The sequence below is a fragment of the Ectopseudomonas toyotomiensis genome (assembly GCF_900115695.1).
GTDB lineage: Bacteria > Pseudomonadota > Gammaproteobacteria > Pseudomonadales > Pseudomonadaceae > Aquipseudomonas > Aquipseudomonas toyotomiensis.
Map to the genome: position 1 here is coordinate 181,835 of NZ_FOXK01000008.1, position 23,785 is coordinate 205,619.

Below are 23,785 nucleotides of genomic sequence, written 5' to 3' on the forward strand. Positions count from 1 at the left end.
AATGAATGCGGAAGGAGGCAGCTTTTCGTGACCAGGTTACCCAGCGATAACCCCGCCACTGCGCGGGCCAGACTGGCCGCCAGCTTCCAGGCCTGGAGTGCGATGCCACTCGACGCCGAGCGCTGCCCAGTGCGCGACGTGCTCGACCACATGGGCAGTAAATGGACGACGCTGATTCTCCTTGCCCTCACCCAGCAAGCACTGCGCTTCAGCGAGGTGCACCGCGCCGTACCGGATATCTCCAAACGCATGCTGACCCAGAGCCTGCGCGAGCTGGAGCGCGACGGTCTGATCGAACGGACGGTCTACCCCACCAAACCGCCCAGCGTGGAATACCGCCTGAGTGTATTGGGCGAGTCGCTGCTGGTGCCGCTGGCAGGGCTGATTGCCTGGGCCGAGGACAGCCACGGCGCCATCGGCAACGCCCGTGCCCGCTACGACGCCACACAGGCGCAAACGGCCTGAGTTGCCCGGCTCACTCGTATCGTTGAAACCTTCGCGGCACTGGCCCTGCCAATGCCCAGCCCTCTTGGATTGCATCCGGGCTACGGGGTGTAAACCTTCACCCTCATTGGCTTGCCTGCACATCGCACTGCTCGCGTCGATGTCGCCAGCCCATGTTTCCCCTCAGGATAAAAAAGTTCTCAACAGGCATAGACATGCCTGCTTCATTCACTTATAAAAATCACCAGCACGAAAAATAGATTCGTCACGGTAATTTTTCTTCACAGACGAACAACCCTTTTATCCATAAAGATTTTCCTGCCGCCGCCCCCAGCAGAGGATTCGCCATGCAGCACGCCAAGCACCCATACGTGATCAAGATCAGTTGCCCGGCCACATCCGGCATCGTCGCCGCCGTAACGTCCTTCCTCGCCGACCATGGTTGCTACATCAGCGAAATGGCGCAGTTCGACGACGAGGTCAGCGGTGCCTTCTTCATGCGCGCGGTATTCCGTTTCAACAGCGGGTTCCAGGGTGACATCCAGCAGATCCAGGACGGCTTCGTCGATGTCGCCGAGCGCTTCGAGATGGCCTGGGAGCTGTATGACGCCACCGAGCCGATGCGCGTGCTGCTGATGGTCAGCAAGTACGACCATTGCCTGGCCGACCTGCTCTATCGCCACCAGAAGGGCGAGCTGCAGATGAAGATCACCGCCATCGTCTCCAACCACCTCGACCTGCGGCCAATGGCCGAGCGCGAGGGTATTCGCTTCATTTACCTGCCGGTGACCAAGGACACCAAGGCCCAGCAGGAAGCCGAGCTGCTGAAGATCGTCGACGAGACCAAGACCGAGCTGGTGGTGCTGGCGCGCTACATGCAGATTCTCTCCGACGACCTGTGCAAGCAGCTCTCTGGTCGTGCCATCAACATCCACCATTCCTTCCTGCCCGGCTTCAAGGGCGCCAAGCCCTATCACCAGGCCTACGACCGGGGCGTGAAGCTGATCGGCGCCACCGCGCACTACGTCACCTCCGACCTCGACGAAGGCCCGATCATCGAACAGGAAGTGCAGCGCGTGGATCACAACTACACCCCCGATGCCCTGGTGGCGGTGGGGCGCGACACCGAAACCGTGGCCCTGTCCAAGGCGGTCAAGTACCACCTCGAACACCGCGTGTTCCTCAACCACGACAAGACGGTGATCTTCCGATGAGCGCGCAACTGATCGACGGCAAGGCCACCGCCGCGCGCGTGCTCGCCGAAGTTGCCGCTGACGTGGCCGTGCTCAAGGCCAAAGGCATCGAGCCGGCGCTGGCCGTGGTGCTGGTCGGCAATGACCCGGCCAGCCAGGTCTACGTGCGCAACAAGGTGCTGCGCGCGGGCGAAGTGGGCATCCGCTCGCTGGAATACCGCCTGAGCGCTGACGCCAGCGCCGAAGCTGTGCTGGAAGTGGTGGCCGCGCTCAATGCCGACGCATCGGTCAACGGCATTCTGGTGCAGTTGCCACTGCCGGTGCATATCGATGAAACCCGCGTGCTGCAGGCCATCGACCCGGCCAAGGACGTCGACGGCTTCCACAGCGAGAACGTCGGTGGCCTCAGCCAGGGCCGCCCGGTGCTCACGCCCTGCACCCCGGCCGGCTGCATGCGCCTGCTACGCGACACCCTCGGCGACCTGTCCGGCAAGCATGCTGTGGTGGTCGGCCGCTCGAACATCGTCGGCAAGCCGATGGCGGCGCTACTGCTGGCCGCCAACTGCAGCGTCACCGTGTTGCATTCGCGCAGCGTCAAGCCGGAGAAGCTCTGCGGCCAGGCCGACATCGTCGTCGCCGCCGTCGGTCGCCCACGGATGATCGGCGCCGACTGGATCAAACCCGGCGCGGTGGTGATCGACGTCGGCATCAACCGCATCGACGAGGACGGCCGCTCGCGCCTGGTCGGCGACGTCGACTTCGACGCGGTGCGGGAGGTGGCCTCGGCCATCACCCCGGTGCCCGGCGGCGTCGGCCCGATGACCATCGCCCTGCTGATGCAAAACACAGTCACTGCCGCCCGCCAGCAACATGGCCTGACGGCCCAGGAGTAACCGCAATGCCCCTTGCCCTGCTCAAGTACGGCCTGTCCTCGGAATACCCCGTGGAGGTCGACCTGCCTGCGCCGAAGGAACTCAAACCAGCGTACGACGTGGTCATCATCGGTGGTGGCGGCCATGGCCTGGCCACCGCCTATTACCTAGCCAAGTACCACGGCGTGACCAACGTCGCGGTGCTGGAGAAGTCCTACCTCGGCGGTGGCAATACCGCGCGCAACACGGCGGTGATCCGCTCCAACTACCTCACCAGCGAAGGCGTGCGCTTCTATGCCGAGTCGGTGCGGATGTTCAAGGAGCTGTCCAACGAGTTCGACTTCAACATCATGTATTCCGAGCGTGGCCAGCTCACCCTGGCGCACACCGACGCCACCGTGCGCGCCTTCCGCCAGCGCGCCGAGGTGAACAAGCACTTCGGCGGCCGCACCGAGATGATCGACCGCCAGCAGATCCGCGAGCTGGTGCCTTGCCTGAACCTCGACCCCGGCCACCTGCCGGTGCTCGCCGGCCTCTGGCACATCGACGGCGCCACCGCGCGCCACGACGCCGTGGCCTGGGGCTACGCCAAGCAGGCGGCCAAGCGCGGCGTGGAAATCCACCAGCTCACCGAGGTGCAGGACTTCGTCGTCGAGAACGGTCGCGTCACCACCGTGCGCACCAACCGTGGCGACGTGCGCTGCGGCTGCGTGGTGCAGGCGGTGGCCGGCGCCAGCTCGTTGCTGATGAACAAGCTGAACATCAAGGCGCCGATCCACACCTACCCGCTGCAGGCCATGGTCACCCAGCCGTTCAAGCCCTTCCTCGACCCGTTGGTGAGTTCCTCGGCGCTGCACTGCTACGTGCAGCAGACCAGCCGTGGCGAGATCGTCTTCGGTGGTGGCTCTGACCCCTACCCGCTGTACAACACGCGCTCCACCCTTGACCTCAAGGAAAGCCTGCTGGCCCACGCCATCGAGATGTTCCCCTTCATGGCCGGCGCCAAGCTGATGCGCCAGTGGGCCGGCAGTACCGACATGACCCCGGACTACAGCCCGATCATGGGTCAGTCGCCGCTGGACAACTACTACCTCGACGCCGGCTGGGGCACGTGGGGCTTCAAGGCCACGCCGATCTGCGGCTGGACCATGGCCGAGCTGGTCGCCACCGGCAAGACCCCGGCCCTGATCAAACCCTTCGCCCTCGAGCGCTTCTCGACCTTCCGCCAGGTCAACGAGATGGGCGCCACGGCGGCGAGCCACTGAATGAACTCCCCTCTCCCGCTTGCGGGAGAGGGGATGGGGGAGAGGGCTGCTTGACTCAAAGCGTCCTCTACCCAGCCCTCTCCCTGCCCTTGAGCAAAGAGCATGGGAGAGGGAGCAGATCGAAGCTCGGGTGGCGTTCCGACGCCACCCGCTACGCAAGCTGAATGACTGGGGATCACCATGAAGATCATGCCCTGCCCGCTCAACGGGCCCCGCAACATCAACGAATTCACCTACGGCGGCGAACTCAAGCGCATGCCCGATCCGAACACCTGCTCGGACGCCGAATGGGCCGACTACGTGTTCAACAGCGAAAACCGCGCCGGCGTCGTCACCGAGTGGTGGATGCACAACGCCTCCAGCTACTGGTTCCTGGCCGAACGCCACACCGTCAGCGACGAGATCCTGCGCACCTTCGACCCCAAGGAACTGTTCGACCGCCGCGTCGACTTCGCCGCACCTGCCCAACCCCAGGAGGTGAGCGCATGAGCGCCGCTGCCCGCCTGCCGGCCCCGCTGGGCCTGCTGATCGACCGCAACCGCCCCGTCAGTTTCGACTTCGAGGGCACCACCTACCAGGGCCTGGCCGGCGACAGCATCGCCAGCGCCCTGCTGGCCAACCAGCGCTGGCTGCTGTCGCGCTCGTTCAAGTACCACCGCCCGCGCGGCCCGCTGTCGATGGCCGGGCAGGATGCCAACACCCTGGTGCAACTGCCGGACGAGCCCAACGTGCTGGCCGACATGCAGCCGCTGTCTGGCGGCCTGCAAGTCAGCGCGCAGAACTATAACGGCAGCCTGGACAAGGATCGCGACGCCCTGCTCGGGCACTTCTCCAAGTTCATGCCGGTGGGCTTCTACTACCGCTCCTTCTACAAGCCCAAGGGCATGTGGAAGGTCTGGGAACCCTTGATCCGCAAGAAAGCCGGCCTCGGCGTGCTCAACCTCAAGCTACAACCGCAGTACCACGACAAGGCCTTCCTGTTCACCGACCTCGCGGTGATCGGCGCCGGCCCTGCCGGCTTGTGCGCGGCGCTGACCGCAGCCAACGCCGGGGCCAAGGTGCTGCTGATCGAACAGCAGAATTATCTGGGCGGCGCGCTGACCTGGGCGCGCTTCGACGTCGAAGGCAAGCGTGCCACCGAGCTGCGCGCCGAGCTGTTGGCCGCCGTCGAAGGCCACGCCAATATCCGCATCCTCAAGGACGCCACCTGCAACGCCTGGTTCACCGATCACTACCTGCCAGTGATCCAGGGCAATCGCATGTACAAGGTGCGCGCCCGCCAGTGCATCAATGCCGCTGGCGCCTTCGACCAGCCGGTGGTGTTCCGCAACAACGACCTGCCCGGCGTGCTGCTGACCAGCGCCGCGCAGCGCCTGATCAAGCTCTACGCGGTCAAGCCGGGCCAACGCGCCGTGGTGCTGACCGGAAACGACGACAGCTACCTGGCCGCCCTCGACCTGCTCGATGCCGGTGTCGAGGTCGCCGCCCTGGTGGACATGCGCGAGCGCGCCGCTGACGGCAGCCTGGCCACCGCCCTGCAAACCCGTGGCGTTGCCTGCCATGCCAGCAGCACGGTGTACGAAGCGCTGGGCGACAAGCACCTGCACGCCGTGGACGTGCGCCGCATCACCGCCCAGGGTGAGGTTGCCGCGAGCGGCCTGCGCATCGACTGCGACCTGCTGTGCATGTCCGCCGGCTACATGCCGGTGTACCAGTTGCTGTGCCAGGCCGGCGGCAAGCTGGACTACGACGACGCCAGTGCCTGTTTCAGCCTGTCCGGCCTGCCAAGCGGGCTGCAGGTGGTCGGTTCGGTCAACGGTCGCAATGCCCTCGACGCGCTGCTCATCGATGCCGCCAACGGCGCCCTGCGCGCACTGGCCGCCCTTGGCCTGGAAGCCAGTCAGCCACTGCGCGAGCTGCCAGCCGAGCCACGGGTCAACTTCCCCTGGCCGATCTTCCCACACCCGAAAGGCAAGGATTTCGTCGACTTCGACGAAGACCTGCAGGTGCGTGACATCGTCAACGCCACCCGCATCGGCTACCGCGACGTGCAACTGGTCAAACGCTTCTCCACCGTCGGCATGGGCCCCTCGCAGGGCCGCCACTCGGCGCTGCCCACCGCACGTCTGGTCGCTCAGGCCACGGGCCGCAGCGTCAGCGAAACCGGGGTGACCACCGCGCGCCCGCCGTTCAGCCCGGAAACCCTGGCGCAGGTTGCTGGGCGTGGCTTCGATCCGTATCGGCAAACCGCCATGCACGCACGCCATCTGGAGCTGGGGGCGAAGATGATGCCCGCCGGCATCTGGCAGCGCCCAGCCTACTACGGCAAGCCGGAAGAACGCGAAGCCTGCATGCAGGCCGAGGCGCGCCAGGTGCGTGAGAAGGTCGGCCTGATCGACGTATCCACCCTGGGCGGCCTCGACGTGCGCGGCCCGGACGCCGCCGAGCTGCTCAACCGCCTCTACACCTTCGCCTTCGCCAAGCAGACGGTGGGCCGTTCGCGCTATGCGCTGATGACCAACGAGCATGGCGTGGTGATCGACGATGGCGTCTGCGCGCGCTTTGCCGACGAGCACTTCTACGTCAGCGCCACCACCAGCGGTGTCGATCGCGTCTACCAGCAGATGCTCAAGTGGAACGCGCAGTGGCGCCTGAACGTCGACATCACCAACGTCACCGCCGCGCTGGCTGCGGTCAACCTGGCCGGGCCGGATTCGCGCAAGGTGCTGGCCAAACTGTGCAGTGATGTCGACCTGTCCGCCGAGGGCTTCCCCTACCTGGCCGTGCGCCTGGGCACGGTCGCCGGCATTCCCGCCCGCCTGCTGCGGGTCGGTTTCGTCGGTGAACTGGGCTACGAAATCCACGTTCCGGCGCGTTATGGCGAAGCCCTGTGGGATGCGCTGATGGAAGCCGGTCGGGAGTTCGACATCCGCCCCTTCGGCGTCGAGACGCAGCGCCTGCTGCGCCTGGAAAAGGGCCACGTCATCATCAGCCAGGACACCGACGGCATGACCAGCCCGGCCGAGATCGACATGGGCTGGGCCATCGCCCGCAGCAAGCCGTTCTTCGTCGGCAAACGCTCGGTGGAAATCCTCGAAGCGCAGCCGCCGATCCGCAAGCTGGTCGGCTTCACCCTGCCCAAGGGCAGCAGCCAGCCGCTGGAAGGCCATCTGGTGCTCAAGGGGCCGGACATCAGCGGCAACGTCACCTCCTGCGAGTACTCGCAGACCCTCGGTCAGATCATCGGCCTGGCCTACTGCGCGCCCGACCAGGCCACGCCGGGCCAGCGCCTGCCGATCCGCGTCGAAGGCGGCGAGATGGTGCAGGCCACCGTGGTGCAACTGCCCTTCTATGACCCTGAAAGCCAACGCCAGGAGCTGTGAGATGACCCTCCAAGCCAATCAATTCGCAGCGCGCAGCCCGCTCTACCGCCTGCAGGCCGGCGCCACCCTCGCCCCGTTCGGCGAGAGCTGCATCGTCACCACCTACGGCCAGGGCGACGAAAGCGCCCTGCTGGGCCACTGCGCGCTCATCGACCTGACCAACCTCGCCCGCTACGGCCTGCGCGGCCCGGCGGCGGCTGACTACCTGGGCGCACTGGGCTACCAGCTACCGCAGGCGCCCAACCAGGCGCTGAGCCAGGCCGATGGCAGCCACGTACTGCGCCTGTCGCAGACCGAGTACCTGCTGCTCGGCAGCCTGCACGATGCCGGCAGCAAAACGCAGCGCGAGGAAAGCCAGTGGCAGCCCAGCGCCGGCCAGTATCTGCTGCCGCGCCAGGACAGCCACGCCTGGCTGGTGCTCACAGGCACTTGCCAGACCGAGGTGATGGCCAAGCTCTGCGGCGTCGACCTCAGCCCGCAGGCCTTCGCCGTCGGCCAGGTGGCGCAGACCTCGGCAGCGCGGGTCAACGTCATAGTCGCCAACCTGCCGCTGGGCGAAGTGCCGTGCCTGCACCTCCTCTGCGACCGCGCCTCGGTGCATTACTTCTGGGGTGCGCTACTCGATGCCATGCAGGAGTTCGGCGGCCGGCCGGTGGGAATCGACGCCCTGCCCTGAGCCCCCAAGGTGCGCACGGCGCACCCTACGGCCATGGCGCCAAACGTAGTGTGCGCCATTCGCACCACCTCCCCACCGAATCTGGAGGACAGCCATGGGCATCCACGAAGACGAACTGGACTACCGCGTACCGGCGCTGCAACGCGGCCTGAGCATCCTGCAGATGTTCAACGCCAGCGAGCGCAGCCTGAGCAGCAACGCCATCGCCGAGCGCCTGGGGGTCAGCGTCTCGGCCATCTATCGCATCCTGGTCACGCTCACCGACATGGGCTACCTGCGCAAGCTCGGCAAGAACAGCTACGAGCTAGGCCCGCAGGTGCTCTGCGATGGCTTCGCCTACCTGGCCAGCCGCGACCTGGTGGACATCGCCATGCCGCACCTCAATGCCCTGCGCGACCGCACCTCGCTGTCGTGCCACCTGTCCATCCGCGAGCAGACCGACAGCCTCTATATCGGCCGCGCCTTCGCCGCCCAGCGCCTGTCGGTGAACATCCCCATCGGCACGCGCATTCCCTGCCACTGCACGGCCATGGGCCGCATGCTGCTCAGCGGCCTGACACCCATGGAGCTGGACAAGCTCTACCAGCACGTGCGCCTGGACGACTACCCACCGCCCGCGCCGAAGACCCTGCCCGAACTGCAGCAATTGCTGGAACGCGACCGCGAGCGCGGCTGGGTGATGCACCGCTCCGACTACTCCACCGCCATCGCCTGCGCCGTGCGCGACCATCGCGGCGACGTGGTGGCGGCCATCAACCTGTCCGGTCCCGAAGCGGTGATGGACAGCCCGGTGGCACGCGAACGCTATCGGGAAAGCCTGCAACAGTGCGCGGATGCGATTTCCCTGGAGCTGGGCGCGCGCATGTAACAGGGCTCAGGGCACTTCCCCAGCGGCAAGCGCGCCGATACGCTGTCGCCCAACACGTGCGCCGCCTGCTCGCCAGCGGCGGCGCAAGGGCAGCAACCAGCGAAACGCCCATCATCTCCTGGAAAACCCTGCCTGGCCTTGCCGGCCATCAAACATCACCGGATAAACGGCCGAGACTTCTGGCATTGCATCGTGTTCAAGCGCTCAGCCGGGCAGATGCATGAGCGGGATTCGGCCAGATACCTGCCTCGCAACGTACCCACCGACTTCACCGCCATGCAGCCGAAGTGGTTTATCGCAGTGCACAGGGCAAGCGCCTGACATGCCTGGCGACTGCGCCACTTGGGCAGATAACGCTAATTGATCTTATTTAAATTCCGTTAGCCTGCTAATCTTGGCGCCCCGTTTCCTGCCCGCCGGATAGTTCCACGATGTCGCCGCTTCAGCGCTGCCTGCTGCCCTTTCTGGCCCTGTCTCTGATCGCTTGCGAACAGCGGCCTGAATTCACCCAGGCAGAGCCTGGCGAACATCTCTCGGCCGGTGCGGCGACGGTACGCAAGTTCGATCACAACGCCTTCTCCCTGCCTTCGGCGAACCTCGCACCCAGCCGCCGTCTGGATTTCGCGGTGGGCAACAGTTTCTTCCGCAACCCCTGGGTCACGGCGCCGGCCACCACCACCGCGCGCGACGGCCTGGGCCCGTTGTTCAACACCAATGCCTGCCAGAACTGCCACCTCAAGGACGGCCGCGGCCATCCGCCCGAGCCGGGCGCACTCAGCGCTGCCTCCATGCTGGTGCGTCTGTCGCTGCCGGCCGGCCCCGAGCATGCCGAGTTGCTGCAGCGCCAGGGCGTGGTCGCCGAGCCCACCTACGGCACCCAGCTGCAGGACATGGCCAACCCCGGCATAGCCCCCGAGGGCAAGGTCCGCGTCACCTACAGCAGCGTGCCGGTGCGCTTCGCCGATGGCACCCTGGTGGAGCTGCGCAAACCCGAGCTGCAGATCAGCCAGCTGGGCTATGGCGCCATGCATCCGGACACCCTGTTCTCCACTCGCATCGCCCCGCCGATGATCGGCCTTGGTTTGCTCGAAGCCATTGCCGAGCAGGACATACTCGCCGCTGCCGATCCGGATGATGCCGATGGCGACGGCATTTCCGGGCGCCCCAACATCGTCTGGGATCGACAGCTGCAACGCAGCGTGCTCGGGCGCTTCGGCTGGAAGGCCGGACAACCCAACCTCAACCAGCAGAATGCCGATGCCTTCGCCAATGACATGGGCCTGACCAGTTCGCTGATCCCCCATGACAACTGCACCGCGGCGCAGGCCGATTGCCTGGCCGCGCCCCATGGTGGCGAACCGGAGGTCAGCGACAATATTCTGGCCAGCGTACTGTTCTACAGCCGCAACCTGGGCGTGCCGGCCCGGCGTGACGTCGATGCGCCCGAGGTGCTCAAGGGCAAGAGCCTGTTCCATCAGGCCGGCTGCCAGCAATGCCATACACCCAGTTTCACTACCTCGGCCGATGCCGCCGAGCCGGAACTGGCCAACCAGTTGATCCGTCCTTATACAGACATGCTGCTGCATGACATGGGCGACGGGTTGGCCGATGGCCGCGAGGAGTTTCTCGCCACCGGTCGCGAATGGCGCACGGCGCCGTTGTGGGGCATTGGCCTGACGCAAGCGGTCAATGGTCACACTCAGTTCCTGCATGACGGCCGTGCACGCAACCTGCTGGAAGCCATTCTCTGGCACGGTGGCGAGGCCGAGGCGGCCAAACTGCATGTGCTGAAATTCGATGCCGACGAGCGAGCAGCGCTGCTCGCCTTCCTGAATTCCCTTTGAGGAGCCTGCGATGTTGCACAAAACCCTGATCGCCTCCCTGCTCGGCCTGGCCCTGGTCGGCTGCGGCCAGCAGGACCCGCAAGCCAAGGTCAGCGCTGCGCTGACCGATGGCGTGCTGTTGCCGGCCTACAGCAGTTGGCAGGAAGCTGACCGCCAGTTGGCGGCCAATGCCGAAGCCTTCTGTGCAGGCAGCACCGATCTGAGCGCCGCTCGCCAGGCCTTTCTCGGCGCACAAAGCGCCTGGGCCGGCCTGCAACCCTTGCTGATCGGGCCGCTGGCCGAAGGCAACCGCGCCTGGCAAATCCAGTTCTGGCCGGACAAGAAGAACCTGGTGCAGCGCCAGGTCGAAGCATTGCTGAAGAACAAGCCGCAGTTGAGTGCGGATGACCTGTCCAATGCCAGCGTGGTGGTTCAGGGCCTGACCGCCTACGAATACATTCTGTTCGACCCCAATCTGGACCTCGCCCAGGCCGAACAGAAAGCGCGCTATTGCCCACTGCTGCAAGCCATCGGCAAACACCAGCAGGCACTGGCCGCAGAGATCGTTGGCGAATGGCAGGCCAAATCTGGCATGGCCGAACAGCTGAAGGCATTCCCCAACGAGCGCTACGCCGACGCCAACGAAGCGATCGCCGAGCTGTTGCGCGTGCAGGTCAGCGCCCTGGATGGCCTGAAGAAGAAACTCGGTGCGCCGATGGGCCGCCAGAACAAGGGCATCGCCCAGCCTTACCAGGCCGAAGCCTGGCGCAGTGCCGGCAGCCTGGCCAACCAGGGCGCCGCACTGGCCAGTGCCGAACTGCTGTGGCACGGCAGCAACCGTGACGGTATTCAGTCGCTGCTGGGCGATGACCAGGCCGACCTGGCAAAACGCATCGACGCCGCTTACCAGGACACCCGTCAACGCCTGGCCGCACTCGACAGCCCACTAGGTGAGTTGCTGGAAGATGAAGCCGGTCGCACCGCCCTGAACGAGCTGTACGACAGTCTCAATCGCCTGCACCGCCTGCAGGAAAGCGAACTGGCCAAGGCCCTCGACGTGCAGATCGGCTTCAACGCCCACGACGGGGATTGAGCATGCAACGCAGAGCCTTCCTCGGCCTCAGTGCAGCCGCTGCCAGCCTGGCGGCGGCAGGCGCCTTCGGTGGCTGGACGCTGTTCGGCCCATCCGGCCAGCCGTTGCTTTTGTCGGCCCGTGACGACGGCGACGGCAACCACTACGCCGTCGGCTATCGCCTCGATGGTCAGCGTGCCTTCGCCACACCGGTGAACGAACGCTGCCACGATGTGGTGCCGCACCCCGCCCTGCCGATGGCACTGTTCGTCGGTCGCCGACCGAGCACCGAGAGCTACCTGATCGACACCCGCGACGGTCGCCTGCTACAAACACTGAGCTCGCCGGCCGGACGCCACTTCAACGGCCACGCGGTGTTCCACAAAGGCGGCGAGTGGCTGTACACCACCGAAAACGACACCACCGAGCCAGGCCGGGGCATCATTGGCGTTTATCGCCTGCAGGGTGAGCAACTGCTGCGCGACGGTGAACACAGCAGCCATGGCGTCGGCCCGCACCAACTGCTGTGGATGCCCGATGGCGAAACCCTGGTGGTGGCCAACGGCGGAATCCGTACCGAAGCGGAAAGCCGCGTGGAAATGAACCTCGACGCCATGCAGGCCAGCCTGGTGCTGATCAGGCGCGACGGCAGCCTGGTCAGCCAGGAGCATCTGGCCGACCAGCAGAACAGCATCCGCCACCTGGCTGTCGCGCGTGACGGCACGGTGGTCAGCGGCCAGCAGTACATGGGCGATCTGCATGATCAGGTGCCGCTGCTGGCGATCAAGCGCCCCGGCCAGCCGTTCCAGCCGTTCGCCCTGGGCGAGACGCAACGCGTGGCGATGAACCAGTACACCGCCAGCGTGGCGATTCATGACGAACTGCGACTGCTGGCGCTGACCGCACCGCGCGGCAACCGCTTCTTCATCTGGGATCTGGACAGCGCTCAGGTGCGCCTGGACGTACCATTGCCAGACTGTGCAGGCGTTGGCGCGGTTGCCGACGGTTTCGTCGTGACCTCGGGTCAGGGCCGTTGCCGCCTGTACGATTGCCGCGGCGAGCGCATCGTCACCAACGCCCTGAAGTTACCGGCCGGCCTGTGGGACAACCACCTGCGCCTGGCCTGAAAGGCTCAGGCGCTGCCGCGCTCGATCACCTCGAATCCGACGTCCAGGCGCAGCGGCTGGCGCGCCGCCGCAGGCTCGGCGAAGCGCGCCAGCAGCGCATCAGCGATGGCGCAGCCGATGCGCGGCCCATCCACCCGCACGGTGGAAAGCGGCGGGTAAGTGTGTGCCGCGCTGGACAGGTCGCCAAACCCCATTACCGCAAGATCGTCAGGAATGCGCAGGCCACGGCTGAGTGCCTCGGCCATCACGCCTTGCGCCACCGTGTCGGAACTGCAGACCACCACCTCGCCCGCCGCATCTCCCTGCAGCAGACGCGCCAGACCTTCGCGGCCGACCGCCAAGGTTGCCGGCGCAGGCAAAATCTGCGCTGCCACGGGAGCTTTCACATAGTCCTGCATCGCCTCCACCAGGCTTCGATAACGGCGCAGGCCGCGTGGGTCATCGATGCTCACGACCGAGACTCGGCGATAGCCCTTGCCGATCAGATAGCGCGCCAACGCCTGGCCCACAGCCTCGTGCGAAAAGCCAACCAGCATGTCCACCGGGTGTTCGCACAGATCCCAGGCCTCGACCAGTGGAATGCCCACCCGCGCCAGGCGCTCACGGCTCGCCTGGGTATGCTCGGTGCCGGTCAGCACGATACCGTCCGGCCGACGCCCCAACACCGCCTCGAGCAAGGCCTCCTCTTGCTCGGGACTGTAGCCGGTAAGGCCGAGCAAGGTCTGGTAGCCAGCGGCCGCCAACCGGTCAGTCAGCGCCTGCACGGTGTCGGCGAAAATCGAATTGGCAATGGTCGGCAGGAAGATCGCCACCAGCCGACTGCGGCTGGAGGCCAGAGAACCTGCGGCGAGATTGGGCACATAGCCGGTCGCCCGCACCGCTTCCAGTACGCGCTTACGGGTGGCATCGGTGACCACCTCGGGGCGGCCCAGTGCCCGCGATACGGTGATCGGCGACACCCCTGCCACCCTGGCGACATCGATCAGCGTCGGGGCCACACTGCTGCGGATGCCTGCAGGTTTCCTGCCCATGTCACGCCTCCAGTCACTCGAGTGCTTCGCATCAGAAGACACTCCACCTCAATCGAGATACGTTGTCATACAACTTTAGTCACATGCGCGCCGAGAATGCCGACCCTGCACCTGCCTGAGACCACCTGAGCACTGTTCGAATACTCCGTACGAACGCAATAAATTAGCGTAGTAGAGCCTACCGAGCTGTAGTTTCCCTTACCAATCATGGGTGTTTAACGGGTTGGACCCGCTCGGTGAAACACAGACAAAACACCTCAATTTACCCCCACTGTCGCGTTGACATTGCCTGGGTTGGTGCTGATAATCGATCCAAGTCATACGACAACGTATGACAAACCAATAACAACAAGCAACAAGAGTCCAGGCCCAGCCATGACCACGATCTCCAGCGAACTGCGCCCCTTCAATCGCCTGCTGCTGACCGGCGCTGCCGGCGGGCTGGGCAAGGTACTGCGCGAACGTCTGCGCCCCTACGCCAATATCCTGCGCTTGTCCGACATCGGTGAGATGGCCCCCGCTGCCGGCCCCCACGAAGAAGTGGTGCGTTGCGACCTGGCAGACAAAGCTGCCGTGCATCAACTGATCGAAGGCGTCGACGCCATCCTGCACTTCGGCGGCGTCTCGGTCGAGCGCCCCTTCGAAGAAATCCTCGGTGCCAACATCTGCGGCGTGTTCCATGTCTACGAAGCGGCCCGCCGCCATGGCGTGAAACGCGTGGTGTTCGCCAGCTCCAACCACGTCATTGGCTTCTACAAGCAGGACGAACACCTCGACGCCAACTGCTTGCGCCGCCCGGATGGCTACTACGGCCTGTCCAAGTCCTATGGCGAGGACATGGCCAGCTTCTACTTCGATCGCTACGGCATCGAAACCGTCAGCATCCGCATCGGCTCCTCATTCCCCGAACCCGCCAACCGCCGCATGATGAGCACCTGGCTGAGCTACGACGACCTTACCCACCTGCTCGAACGCTGCCTCTATACCGAGAACGTCGGCCACACCGTGGTCTACGGCATGTCGGATAACCGCGATGTGTGGTGGGACAACAGCCAGGCTGCACACCTGGGCTTCAAGCCCAAGGACAGCTCGGAAGTGTTCCGCGACAAGGTCGAAGCGCAGCCGATGCCGGCCGCCGACGATCCGGCGCGCATCTACCAGGGCGGCGCCTTCGTTGCCGCCGGCCCGTTCGGCGACGACTGAACACAGCGCCGCAACCGCCCCAAGCCATAACAACAAGTAGAGCGCCACAGCCATGACAGCCGAACTGATTGTCGATGCGCGCAACGCCACGGGTGAAAGCCCGGTGTGGAACGCAGCCGAACAGGCTCTTTACTGGGCCGACATTCCTGCCGCCCGCCTGCATCGCTGGTCCGCGGCCGATGGCCAGACGCGCAGCTGGCAGGCCGACGAGATGCTTGCCTGCATCGCCATGCATCCTGCTGGCGGCTGGCTCGCCGGCATGCAGAGCGGCATCTTCCATCTGCGTCCGCAGGACGATGGCAGCGTACAGGCCGAGCGCCTGGCAGAGGTCGAACATGCCCGAGCAGAGATGCGTTTCAACGACGGTCGCTGTGATCGCCAGGGCCGCTTCTGGGCTGGCACCATGCTGCTGGACATGGCCCAGGGCGCGCGCGTCGGTGCGCTGTATCGCTACGACGGCCAGTTGCAACAGGTGCTCGACGACTTCATCGTGCCCAACGGCCTGGCTTTCAGCCCCGACGGTCGCCTTATGTACCTCTCCGACTCGCACCCGAGCGTGCAGAGCGTCTGGGCCTTCGACTACGACATCGATAGCGGCACGCCGCACAACCGGCGCCTGTTCATCGACATGAAGCAACACCCAGGTCGCCCGGACGGCGCCGCGATGGACGTCGATGGTTGCTACTGGATCTGCGGCAACGACGAAGGCTTGGTCCACCGTTTCACTCCCGAGGGCCGCCTCGATCGCTCGCTCACCGTACCGGTGAAGAAACCAGCCATGTGCGCCTTCGGTGGCGCCAATCTGGATACCCTGTTCGTCACTTCGATCCGCCCTGGCGGCGATCTCTCCGACCAGCCTCTGGCCGGTGGTGTATTCGCCCTGCAGGCAGGTGTGCGCGGTATCGAAGAGCCAGCCTTCCAACCCTGATCCGATTCACCCCGGGCCGTTCGCGGCACCGGACTGCACAGCTGTTCACCAACAACAACAAGATGGAGTTTTCCGCATGAACCTCAAACGCAAGTTGCTTCTCGCCACACTTCCGCTAGCGCTCGGTCTGTCCTCCTTCGTACAGGCCGAGACGACCCTGAAGATTGCCGAAATCCACCCGGCCGGCTACCCGACCGTAGTCGCCATGGAGAGCCTCGGCAAGAAACTGGAAGCGGCCACCAACGGTGAAATCAAATACCGCATGTTCGCCGGCGGTGTGCTGGGTTCCGAGAAGGAAGTGATCGAGCAGACCCAGATTGGCGCCGTTCAGCTGACACGCGTCAGCCTCGGTTCGGTCGGCCCGGTGGTGCCTGCCACCAACGTCTTCAACATGCCGTTCGTGTTCCGCGATATCGACCACATGCGCAAAGTGGTCGACGGCGAAATCGGTCAGGAAATCCTCGACGCCATCACCAACTCCGACTTCAACATGGTCGGCCTGGCATGGATGGAAGCCGGCAGCCGCAGCCTCTACACCAAGAAGCCGGTACGTACGCTGGAAGACCTCAAAGGCATGAAGATCCGCGTGATCGGCAACCCTCTGTTCATCGACACCCTCAACGCCATGGGCGCCAACGGCATCGCCATGGACACTGGTGAAATTTTCAGCGCCCTGCAGAGCGGTGTGATCGACGGCGCCGAGAACAACTCGCCAACCCTGCTCGAGCACAACCACTTCCGTGCGGCCAAGTACTACACCCAGACCCATCACCTGATCCTCCCCGAGCCGCTGCTGATGTCCAAGACCACCTGGAACAAGCTGACCCCGGAGCAGCAGGAGCAGGTCAAGAAACTGGCCAAAGAGGCTCAGCTGGAAGAGCGCGACCTGTGGGTTGCCAAGGAAAAGGCCAGCGACGAGAAACTCAAGGCTGAAGGCGTCGAGTTCATCGAAGTCGACACCAAGCCCTTCTACGACGCTACCGCCCCGGTACGTGAGAAGTACGGCGCGCAGTTCGCCGAGCTGATCAAGCGCATCGAAGCCGTTCAGTAATCCACGCGCAAGCGCGCGACGCCGGCACCTCGCTGGCGCCGCGCAACCGGTGAAGTCTCATGAAAAACCTGGTTCTGGGCGTCAATGACGTCATCTACCGCGCCTGTATCGCGACCGCCGGCCTGGCGATCGTGATCATGGCCCTGATCATCCCCTGGGGCGTGTTCAGCCGTTACGCACTCGGTCAGGGCCTGGGCTGGCCCGAACCCATCGCCATCCTGCTGATGGTGCTGTTCACCTTCGTCGGCGCCGCCGCCAGCTACCGCGCCGGTGCGCATATGGCCGTGCAGGTGCTGAGTGATCGCCTACCCGACGTGGCTCAGCCCTTTCTCACCCTGTTCGTACGCCTGGCCATGGGCGCCATCGCCCTGTTCATGCTGATCTGGGGCTACAAGCTGTGCGTCGCCACCTGGAACCAGTACCTCAGCACGCTGACCTGGATGCGCGTCGGTATCAGTTACGCACCGATTCCCCTGGGCGGCCTGATCACCCTGCTGTTCGTCCTTGAACAACTGCTCTATGGCGACCAGCACAAACGCCGCGTCGTCGACTACGAGAACTGCGAAGATTCCAAGGAGTCCGTGTAATGGATGCCGCCATCCTGCTGGGCAGCTTCATTGCCCTGATCCTGCTGCGCGTCCCGGTCGCCTATGCCCTTGGCCTGGCTACCCTGATCGGTGCCTGGTACATCGACATCCCGCTGCACGCCGTGATGATTCAGATCGCCGGCGGTGTGAACAAATTCTCCCTGCTGGCCATTCCGTTCTTCGTCCTGGCCGGCGCGATCATGGCCGAAGGCGGTATGGCCCGGCGCCTGGTGGCGTTCGCCGGCGTGCTGGTCGGCTTCGTCCGCGGCGGCCTGTCGCTGGTCAACATCACCGCCTCGACCTTCTTCGGCGCCATCTCCGGCTCATCGCTGGCCGATACCGCCTCGGTCGGCTCGGTGCTGATCCCGGAAATGGAAAAGAAAGGCTACCCGCGCGAGTTTTCCACCGCTGTGACCGTCTCCGGCTCGGTACAGGCGCTGCTCACCCCGCCCAGCCATAACTCGGTGATCTACTCGCTGGCCGCTGGCGGTACGGTGTCGATCGCCGCCCTGTTCGTCGCCGGCATCGGCCCGGGCCTGCTGCTCAGCTTCACCATGGCCGCGCTGTGCCTGTGGTTCGCCAAGAAGCGCAACTACCCCAAGGGCGAAGTGATTCCACTGCGCCAGGCGTTGAAGATCTGCGTCGAGGCACTGTGGGGCCTGATGACCATGGTCATCATCCTCGGCGGCATCCTCAGTGGCGTGTTCACCGCCACCGAATCGGCGGCTGTCGCGGTGGTCTGGGCATTCTTCGTGACCATGTTCATCTACCGCGACTACAAGTGGAGTGAACTGCCGAAGATGCTGCACCGCACCGTGCGCACGCTGTCGATCGTGATGATCCTCATCGCCTTCGCCGCCAGCTTCGGCTACATCATGACCCTGATGCAGATTCCGTCGAAGATCACCACTGCGTTCCTGACCTTCTCGGACAACCGCTACGTAATCCTGATGTGCGTCAACTTCATGTTGCTGGTGCTGGGCACGCTGATGGACATGGCGCCGCTGATCCTGATTCTCACGCCGATCCTGCTACCGGTGGTGACCTCCTTCGGCGTCGATCCGGTGCACTTCGGCATGATCATGCTGGTCAACCTCGGTATTGGCCTGATCACGCCACCGGTAGGTGCGGTACTCTTCGTGGGCGCCGCGATCGGCAAGGTCACCATCGAAAACACCGTGAAGGCGCTGCTGCCGTTCTACATCGCGCTGTTCGCCGTGCTGATGGCCGTTACCTATATCCCTGCCATTTCGCTGTGGCTGCCCAGCGTCGTGCTCTGATTCAGTGATCGCAGGCATTGATTAGCCGCCCCGCTTGCGGGGCTACCTCATCCAACCCGAGCCGCCGCCTGGCGGCTCTCGCTTTATAAGGACGTATCGCCCTGCCATGTCAGCAACCCCGTTCCCCCGGCATATCGCCGCGCTGATCCTCGCCACCCTGGCCTGCTCCTTCGCGGGTAACCACATCGCCGCGCGTATCGCCTTCGACCACGACACCGGTCTGCTGATGGCCATGCTCTGCCGCTCCGGGGGCACCCTGCTGGTACTCGCAGCGCTGGTGCTGTGGCAACGCGACTCGCTGCGCCTGAGCCGCAGCACATGGGGCTGGCAGTTGGTGCTGGGGCTGCTGATCGCAGTGCAAAGCTTTTGCATCTACTCGGCCGTGGCACGCATCCCGGTAGGCCTGGCATTGCTGGTGGTGAACCTCTCGCCGATTCTTCTGGCGCTGCTCACCTGGGCGCTCGGCGGCGCGGCGCCAACCGGCCGCGCCGCGATGATCATGGGCCTGATCCTGTTCGGTCTGGTGCTGGTGCTGGACGTGCCGGCGCGCCTGTCCGGCGAGACTCAGCTCGACGCACGTTGGGTCGAAGGGGTGCTGTTCAGCCTGACGGCTGCGGGGGTCTTCGCCGTTGCGCTGTGGATTACCGAACATCGACTGTCAGTCATGCCCGGACGGGTGCGCAGCATGCTGACCATGGCGGTGGTCTTCAGTGCCTCGGCCCTGGCCGGTGCCAGCGGTGCGCTGCCCGGCGGCCTGGGCCTGCCCAACGCGGCGGCCGGCTGGATCGCCCTGGCGTGCCTGGTGCTGCTCTATGGCACGGCGTTCTCGATGCTGTTCATCCTGATGCCGCGCCTGGACATTGCCCGCAACGCCCCGGTGATGAACATGGAACCAGTGGCCGGCATGCTGCTGGGGTGGCTGGTGCTCGGCCAGTTGCTCGGCCCACTGCAGGTGCTCGGCGGGCTGATCGTGGTGGGCGGGATTGTCTTGCTGGCTTACCGCCGCTAGCGGCTGCTCAACCGTGCAGCGCTTCGGCCTCGGCCACTTCATGCGCCTGACGCAGGCGCTCGCGGCTGTTGGTCAGGTGCAGACGCATCGCTGCCCGCGCCGCCTCGGCATCCTGGCGCGCGATGGCTTCGAAGATCTGCTCGTGCTCACGCTCCAGACGCGCCATGTAGTGGGCCTGATCGTCGCGCGCAAGGCTGGCGGAATTGACCCGGGTACGCGGGATGATGCTGGTACCCAGGTGACTGAGAATATCGGTGAAATAGCGATTGCCGGTAGCCTCGGCAATGCGCAGATGGAATTGGAAATCAGAGGACACGGCATCGCTGGCATGCATCGCGCTCTCGTTGATGGCATCCAGTGCCTCGCGAATGGCCTTCAGCTGCACGTCATTACGGCGCTGAGCCGCCATCCCGGCAGACTCCACTTCAAGACTGATACGCAGTTCAAGAATGGCCAGCACGTCGCGCAAGGTGACGATGGTCGCCGGATCGATGCGAAAACCACTGGCACTGGGCGTATCCAGCACGAATGTACCGATGCCATGACGGGTCTCGACCAGGCCGGCTGCCTGCAAACGCGACAGAGCCTCGCGCACCACGGTACGGCTGACGCCCTGCTCTTCCATGATCGCCGACTCCGTCGGCAGCTTCTCACCGCGCTTGATCAGCCCATCACGAATGCGCTGCGACAGGTCCGCCACCAACTCCTGAGCCAGGCTGCGATGCTTGCGACGAGCACGAGGTTGAGCGTTTTGCGTATCCATGTTGGACGAGTTCTCGAATTAAGACCTGTGGCTTTGCCGTAATGATAGCCCAGCAGTTGTACGATGACACTATGAATTCCCGACAAATAACGCCTTAGGAGCGTCAAATGCCAACGACTCTGCTGACCCTGCGCGATAGCCTGACACAATTGACCTTTGCCCCGGAACTGGGCGCAAGCCTGGTCAACTGGGTGCGCTTAAGCGACGGCCAGCCGCTGCTGCGTCACAGCAACGAACAGGCGCTGGCTGCCGCCAATCCCAGACGCCTGGCCTGCTACCCGTTGCTGCCCTGGTCCAACCGCATTGGCAGCGGCGGTTTCACCACCCCTGACGGCTGGCAAGCGTTGAGCGCCAACACCGAACACGAAGCACTGCCGATACACGGCAGTGCCTGGCAACAACCCTGGCAGATAGTCAATGCGACGTCCGACAGCGCAAGCCTGGAACTGCAGAGCCAATCGCCCTTTCCCTATCACGCCACTCTCCACGTACAACTTACTGACGGCCATCTGCGCCTGACGTTACAAGCCACCCATCTTGGCGAACAGCCCACCTGGTATGGCCTTGGCCTGCATCCTTATCTGCCGCGCACTGCGCATACGCGCGTACAGGCGCAGGCAAGCGGCGTTTGGTTATGCGGTGAAGACAAACTTTCCCGTCAGTGGGTCGAATTACCACAGGCGTGGAATTTCTCCGAGCCCACCCTGTTGCCGCAACAACTTGTCGACAATGCGTTTACCCAATGGCCGGGACGCGCTCGCATCATTCAACCCGACGCAGGTTATCAACTCGTCTGCGAGGCGCAGGGCAGCAATGTGTTTCTGTTGTTCTGCCCAGAGGCGCAGAACTTCTTCTGCTTCGAGCCTGTCACTCACCCGGTCAATGCTCATCATCTAGCGGGTCGGCCAGGGCTGCAGTTACTGGCAGCAGAGCAAAGTGCTCAGATGAGTTTCAGCCTGCACTACCAGGCGCTTGCGGACTGATCACTGGACATTCAAAAGGCGTTGGCGATAATACCGGCAGTTGCCCAATGCAACTTTTCTCGGAAAAAAGTTACAGATAGATAAGTAACTGAAGAGAAAGGAGAAAGATGCAAAGCGTGAAACTTTTCAAACTTTTCTCCCAGCCAACCAAGGCGAAGCACTTTAGATTGATCCCTCAGCGCAACAGTGAAACCTGGTGTTTCGGCTGTCGTGTGGGTCGATCACAACCTACAGGTAAAAACAGTGACGAAAGACGAACTGCGCGCCGAACTCGAGCGCCAGGCGCAGCGTTACAAGGATGTATACGGCGGAGAAGTCATCACCTACGCCGCTCAGCCGGACCCCGACCGCAAACCCTGGCGCAAGAAACCCAGTCTGCTCGACCAGGCCTTCGAGAAAGAAATCGAGAAAATCGAGAAAGAACGCCAGGACAAGCAGGACGCTGCCGACGAAACCGCCGGCTAGCGACACTCCCCCAGGTTCCCCGCAGCCGGGTAGGTTCTGAAAAAGGCTTTCTACAGCCACTGCGCGAAGGCGAGAGTCCAATTGCTCTGGATTCACGCCTGCACGGGAATGACGATTTTTCAGCGCTTGCCTAACGCTTCCTGCTACCCGTCAGCGACCCCATCAGCCCCCGCACCAGTTGCCGGCCAATCTGGTTGGCAGCCTGACGCAGCGCGCTCTTCATCGCGCTGCCAAGCAGATCGCTGGCCATGTCGCCCAGCCCCGGTTCCGCCTTCTGTTTCCCCGCCACCTTGACTGGCGCGTCATTGCGCGCCTGCTCGGCACGCGCAGTGAGCAGTTCATAGGCCGACTCGCGGTCGACAGGCTTGTCGTAGCGCCCAGCCAACGGCGACTGGCGCACCAATGCTGCACGCTCGGACTCACTCAGCGGGCCGATGCGCGACTGCGGTGGCGCGATGGCCACGCGCTGAACCATCGCCGGCGTGCCTTTTTCCTCCAACGTACCAACCAACGCCTCGCCAATGCCAAGTTCAGTCAGCACACTGAGCGTGCTGAACGCCGGGTTCGGGCGAAAACCATCGGCCACTGCGCGCAGGGCCTTCTGCTCCTTGGCCGTGAACGCGCGCAGGCCGTGCTGAATACGCAGACCTAACTGAGCCAGGACATCATCCGGCAGGTCGCTCGGCGACTGGGTGACGAAATACACCCCAACGCCCTTGGAGCGAATCAGCCGCACCACCTGTTCCAGACGCTCCTGCAGTGCCTTGGGCGTGCCCTGAAACAGCAGGTGCGCCTCGTCGAAGAACAGCGCCAGTACCGGTTTGTCGGCGTCACCGCGCTCCGGCAGTTGCTCGAACAGTTCGGCCAACAACCACAACAGGAAGGTCGCGTACACCTTGGGCGCCTCATGCACCAGGCGGGAAGCATCGAGCAGATGCACGCGTCCGCGGCCATCACGGTCAGGGTGTAGAAGGTCTTCGAGCTGCAACGCCGGCTCGCCGAACAGGGCCTCGGCGCCCTGCTGCTCCAGCCCTGCCAGACGACGTAACAACGCCTGCGCCGAGGTGCTGGTGAACAGTGCGCTGTCCGCGCCCAGCACTTGCGCATTGTCCTTGAGATAGCCGAGCAGCGCCTTCAGGTCTTTCAGGTCGAGCAGCAACAGACCTTCACGGTCAGCCACCTTGAACGCTGCGTAGAGAGCCGCCTGCTGGCTGTCAGTCAGCTCGAGCAGGGCACCGAGCAGCAACGGCCCCATCTCGCTGAGCGTGGTGCGCAGCGGGTGGCCGCTCTGGCCATGTACGTCCCACAGCGTCACCGGGTAGGCCTGCGGCTGGTGATTGAGCCAGGGCATGCTGGCGATGCGCTCGGCGACCTTGCCTTGCGGTGCGCCAGCGGCGCCCAGGCCACACAGATCACCCTTGACATCAGCGGCGAACACCGCCACCCCGGCGTCGCTGAAGGTCTCGATCAGCCGTTGCAGGGTCACCGTCTTGCCGGTGCCGGTGGCACCGGCAATAAGACCGTGACGGTTGGCCAGGCGCAAAGGCTGACCAACCGCCTGACCATCACTGCCAGCACCCAATACGAACTGTGAATTCAAAGGCATCTTGCCATCCCCTGGGTTAAAGCTTTACTGCAGTTATACCGACACAAACAGCAGAACAAATACCCACCCCATCTGCCGCAACAGCCCGCGAAAACGCTCTTACAAGCGCAGCCGTGGAATACAAGACTGGTTCCAGAGCCATCCGGACGCAAGACA

Annotated in this window: 22 protein-coding genes; 19 read left to right on the plus strand and 3 right to left on the minus strand. The window is 64.2% G+C overall.

Going from position 1 to position 23,785, the window contains the following annotated elements:
* Window positions 1–27 precede the first annotated feature (27 nt).
* The 11 genes from BM186_RS17655 (at window position 28) to BM186_RS17710 (ending at window position 12,723) form a co-directional block, all read left to right on the plus strand.
* Window positions 28–465, plus strand: coding sequence for a winged helix-turn-helix transcriptional regulator (locus BM186_RS17655; protein ID WP_074917025.1), 438 nt, complete (start codon window positions 28–30; stop codon window positions 463–465).
* A 326-nt stretch (window positions 466–791) separates the two neighbouring features.
* Window positions 792–1,658, plus strand: coding sequence for a formyltetrahydrofolate deformylase (gene purU / locus BM186_RS17660; RefSeq protein ID WP_074917027.1), 867 nt, complete (start codon window positions 792–794; stop codon window positions 1,656–1,658).
* Window positions 1,655–2,530: a bifunctional methylenetetrahydrofolate dehydrogenase/methenyltetrahydrofolate cyclohydrolase FolD gene (gene folD / locus BM186_RS17665; protein WP_074917028.1), complete on the plus strand. Its 876-nt coding sequence runs from the start codon at window positions 1,655–1,657 to the stop codon at window positions 2,528–2,530. The genes purU and folD overlap by 4 nt, the downstream gene beginning before the upstream one ends.
* Before the next feature lie 5 nt (window positions 2,531–2,535).
* The gene (locus tag BM186_RS17670) at window positions 2,536–3,774 is read left to right on the plus strand and encodes an FAD-dependent oxidoreductase (protein WP_074917030.1); all 1,239 of its coding nucleotides are present in this window, start codon (window positions 2,536–2,538) and stop codon (window positions 3,772–3,774) included.
* 180 nt (window positions 3,775–3,954) lie between these two features.
* Window positions 3,955–4,263: a sarcosine oxidase subunit delta gene (locus BM186_RS17675; RefSeq protein WP_074917032.1), complete on the plus strand. Its 309-nt coding sequence runs from the start codon at window positions 3,955–3,957 to the stop codon at window positions 4,261–4,263.
* Entirely contained in the window at window positions 4,260–7,157 is a 2,898-nt protein-coding gene (locus tag BM186_RS17680) for a 2Fe-2S iron-sulfur cluster-binding protein (RefSeq protein WP_074917034.1), read from the plus strand. Before BM186_RS17675 ends, BM186_RS17680 begins: the two co-directional genes overlap by 4 nt.
* Window position 7,158: 1 nt before the next feature.
* On the plus strand, window positions 7,159–7,833 hold the full coding sequence (locus BM186_RS17685; protein ID WP_083431622.1) for a sarcosine oxidase subunit gamma: 675 nt from the start codon (window positions 7,159–7,161) through the stop codon (window positions 7,831–7,833).
* A 94-nt stretch (window positions 7,834–7,927) separates the two neighbouring features.
* Window positions 7,928–8,701, plus strand: a complete 774-nt coding sequence (locus BM186_RS17690; RefSeq protein ID WP_074917036.1) for an IclR family transcriptional regulator — start codon at window positions 7,928–7,930, stop codon at window positions 8,699–8,701.
* Window positions 8,702–9,132: 431 nt separating this feature from the next.
* The gene (locus BM186_RS17700; protein ID WP_074917038.1) at window positions 9,133–10,545 is read left to right on the plus strand and encodes a di-heme oxidoreductase family protein; all 1,413 of its coding nucleotides are present in this window, start codon (window positions 9,133–9,135) and stop codon (window positions 10,543–10,545) included.
* Between the two features lie 10 nt (window positions 10,546–10,555).
* Entirely contained in the window at window positions 10,556–11,617 is a 1,062-nt protein-coding gene (locus BM186_RS17705; RefSeq protein WP_074917040.1) for an imelysin family protein, read from the plus strand.
* 2 nt (window positions 11,618–11,619) lie between these two features.
* The gene (locus BM186_RS17710; protein ID WP_074917041.1) at window positions 11,620–12,723 is read left to right on the plus strand and encodes a DUF1513 domain-containing protein; all 1,104 of its coding nucleotides are present in this window, start codon (window positions 11,620–11,622) and stop codon (window positions 12,721–12,723) included.
* A gap of 5 nt (window positions 12,724–12,728) precedes the next feature.
* Here BM186_RS17710 and BM186_RS17715 read toward each other — a convergent pair whose 3' ends face one another.
* A complete protein-coding gene (locus BM186_RS17715) occupies window positions 12,729–13,754 on the minus strand; it encodes a LacI family DNA-binding transcriptional regulator (RefSeq protein WP_074917043.1) in 1,026 nt (341 codons plus the stop codon).
* A gap of 375 nt (window positions 13,755–14,129) precedes the next feature.
* On the opposite strand from BM186_RS17715, the gene BM186_RS17720 reads away from it, so the two are divergent.
* The 6 genes from BM186_RS17720 (at window position 14,130) to BM186_RS17745 (ending at window position 19,812) form a co-directional block, all read left to right on the plus strand.
* A complete protein-coding gene (locus tag BM186_RS17720; protein WP_021490263.1) occupies window positions 14,130–14,957 on the plus strand; it encodes an NAD-dependent epimerase/dehydratase family protein in 828 nt (275 codons plus the stop codon).
* A gap of 52 nt (window positions 14,958–15,009) precedes the next feature.
* A complete protein-coding gene (locus tag BM186_RS17725) occupies window positions 15,010–15,885 on the plus strand; it encodes an SMP-30/gluconolactonase/LRE family protein (protein WP_074917045.1) in 876 nt (291 codons plus the stop codon).
* Between the two features lie 76 nt (window positions 15,886–15,961).
* Window positions 15,962–16,936 (plus strand): TRAP transporter substrate-binding protein, encoded by a 975-nt coding sequence (locus BM186_RS17730; protein WP_072425825.1) that lies wholly within the window; start codon window positions 15,962–15,964, stop codon window positions 16,934–16,936.
* Between the two features lie 59 nt (window positions 16,937–16,995).
* Complete coding sequence (locus BM186_RS17735) at window positions 16,996–17,523, plus strand: TRAP transporter small permease (RefSeq protein ID WP_037003197.1); 528 nt, start codon at window positions 16,996–16,998, stop codon at window positions 17,521–17,523.
* On the plus strand, window positions 17,523–18,803 hold the full coding sequence (locus BM186_RS17740) for a TRAP transporter large permease (protein ID WP_072425826.1): 1,281 nt from the start codon (window positions 17,523–17,525) through the stop codon (window positions 18,801–18,803). The genes BM186_RS17735 and BM186_RS17740 overlap by 1 nt, the downstream gene beginning before the upstream one ends.
* 106 nt (window positions 18,804–18,909) lie before the next feature.
* On the plus strand, window positions 18,910–19,812 hold the full coding sequence (locus BM186_RS17745) for an EamA family transporter (RefSeq protein WP_074917047.1): 903 nt from the start codon (window positions 18,910–18,912) through the stop codon (window positions 19,810–19,812).
* A 7-nt stretch (window positions 19,813–19,819) separates the two neighbouring features.
* Here the strand turns inward: BM186_RS17745 and BM186_RS17750 are convergent, their stop codons facing one another.
* Window positions 19,820–20,575 carry a FadR/GntR family transcriptional regulator gene (locus BM186_RS17750; RefSeq protein ID WP_072425828.1) on the minus strand — a complete coding sequence of 252 codons (756 nt, stop codon included), beginning with the start codon at window positions 20,573–20,575 and terminating at the stop codon, window positions 19,820–19,822.
* A gap of 107 nt (window positions 20,576–20,682) precedes the next feature.
* Here BM186_RS17750 and BM186_RS17755 point away from each other — a divergent pair, with 107 nt between their 5' ends.
* Together BM186_RS17755 and BM186_RS17760 are read left to right on the plus strand one after the other, a co-directional pair.
* A complete protein-coding gene (locus tag BM186_RS17755; RefSeq protein WP_074917049.1) occupies window positions 20,683–21,558 on the plus strand; it encodes an aldose 1-epimerase in 876 nt (291 codons plus the stop codon).
* A gap of 243 nt (window positions 21,559–21,801) precedes the next feature.
* On the plus strand, window positions 21,802–22,023 hold the full coding sequence (locus BM186_RS17760; RefSeq protein ID WP_017675043.1) for a hypothetical protein: 222 nt from the start codon (window positions 21,802–21,804) through the stop codon (window positions 22,021–22,023).
* A 130-nt stretch (window positions 22,024–22,153) separates the two neighbouring features.
* Here BM186_RS17760 and BM186_RS17765 read toward each other — a convergent pair whose 3' ends face one another.
* The gene (locus tag BM186_RS17765) at window positions 22,154–23,629 is read right to left on the minus strand and encodes a helicase HerA-like domain-containing protein (protein ID WP_074917051.1); all 1,476 of its coding nucleotides are present in this window, start codon (window positions 23,627–23,629) and stop codon (window positions 22,154–22,156) included.
* Window positions 23,630–23,785 lie beyond the last annotated feature (156 nt).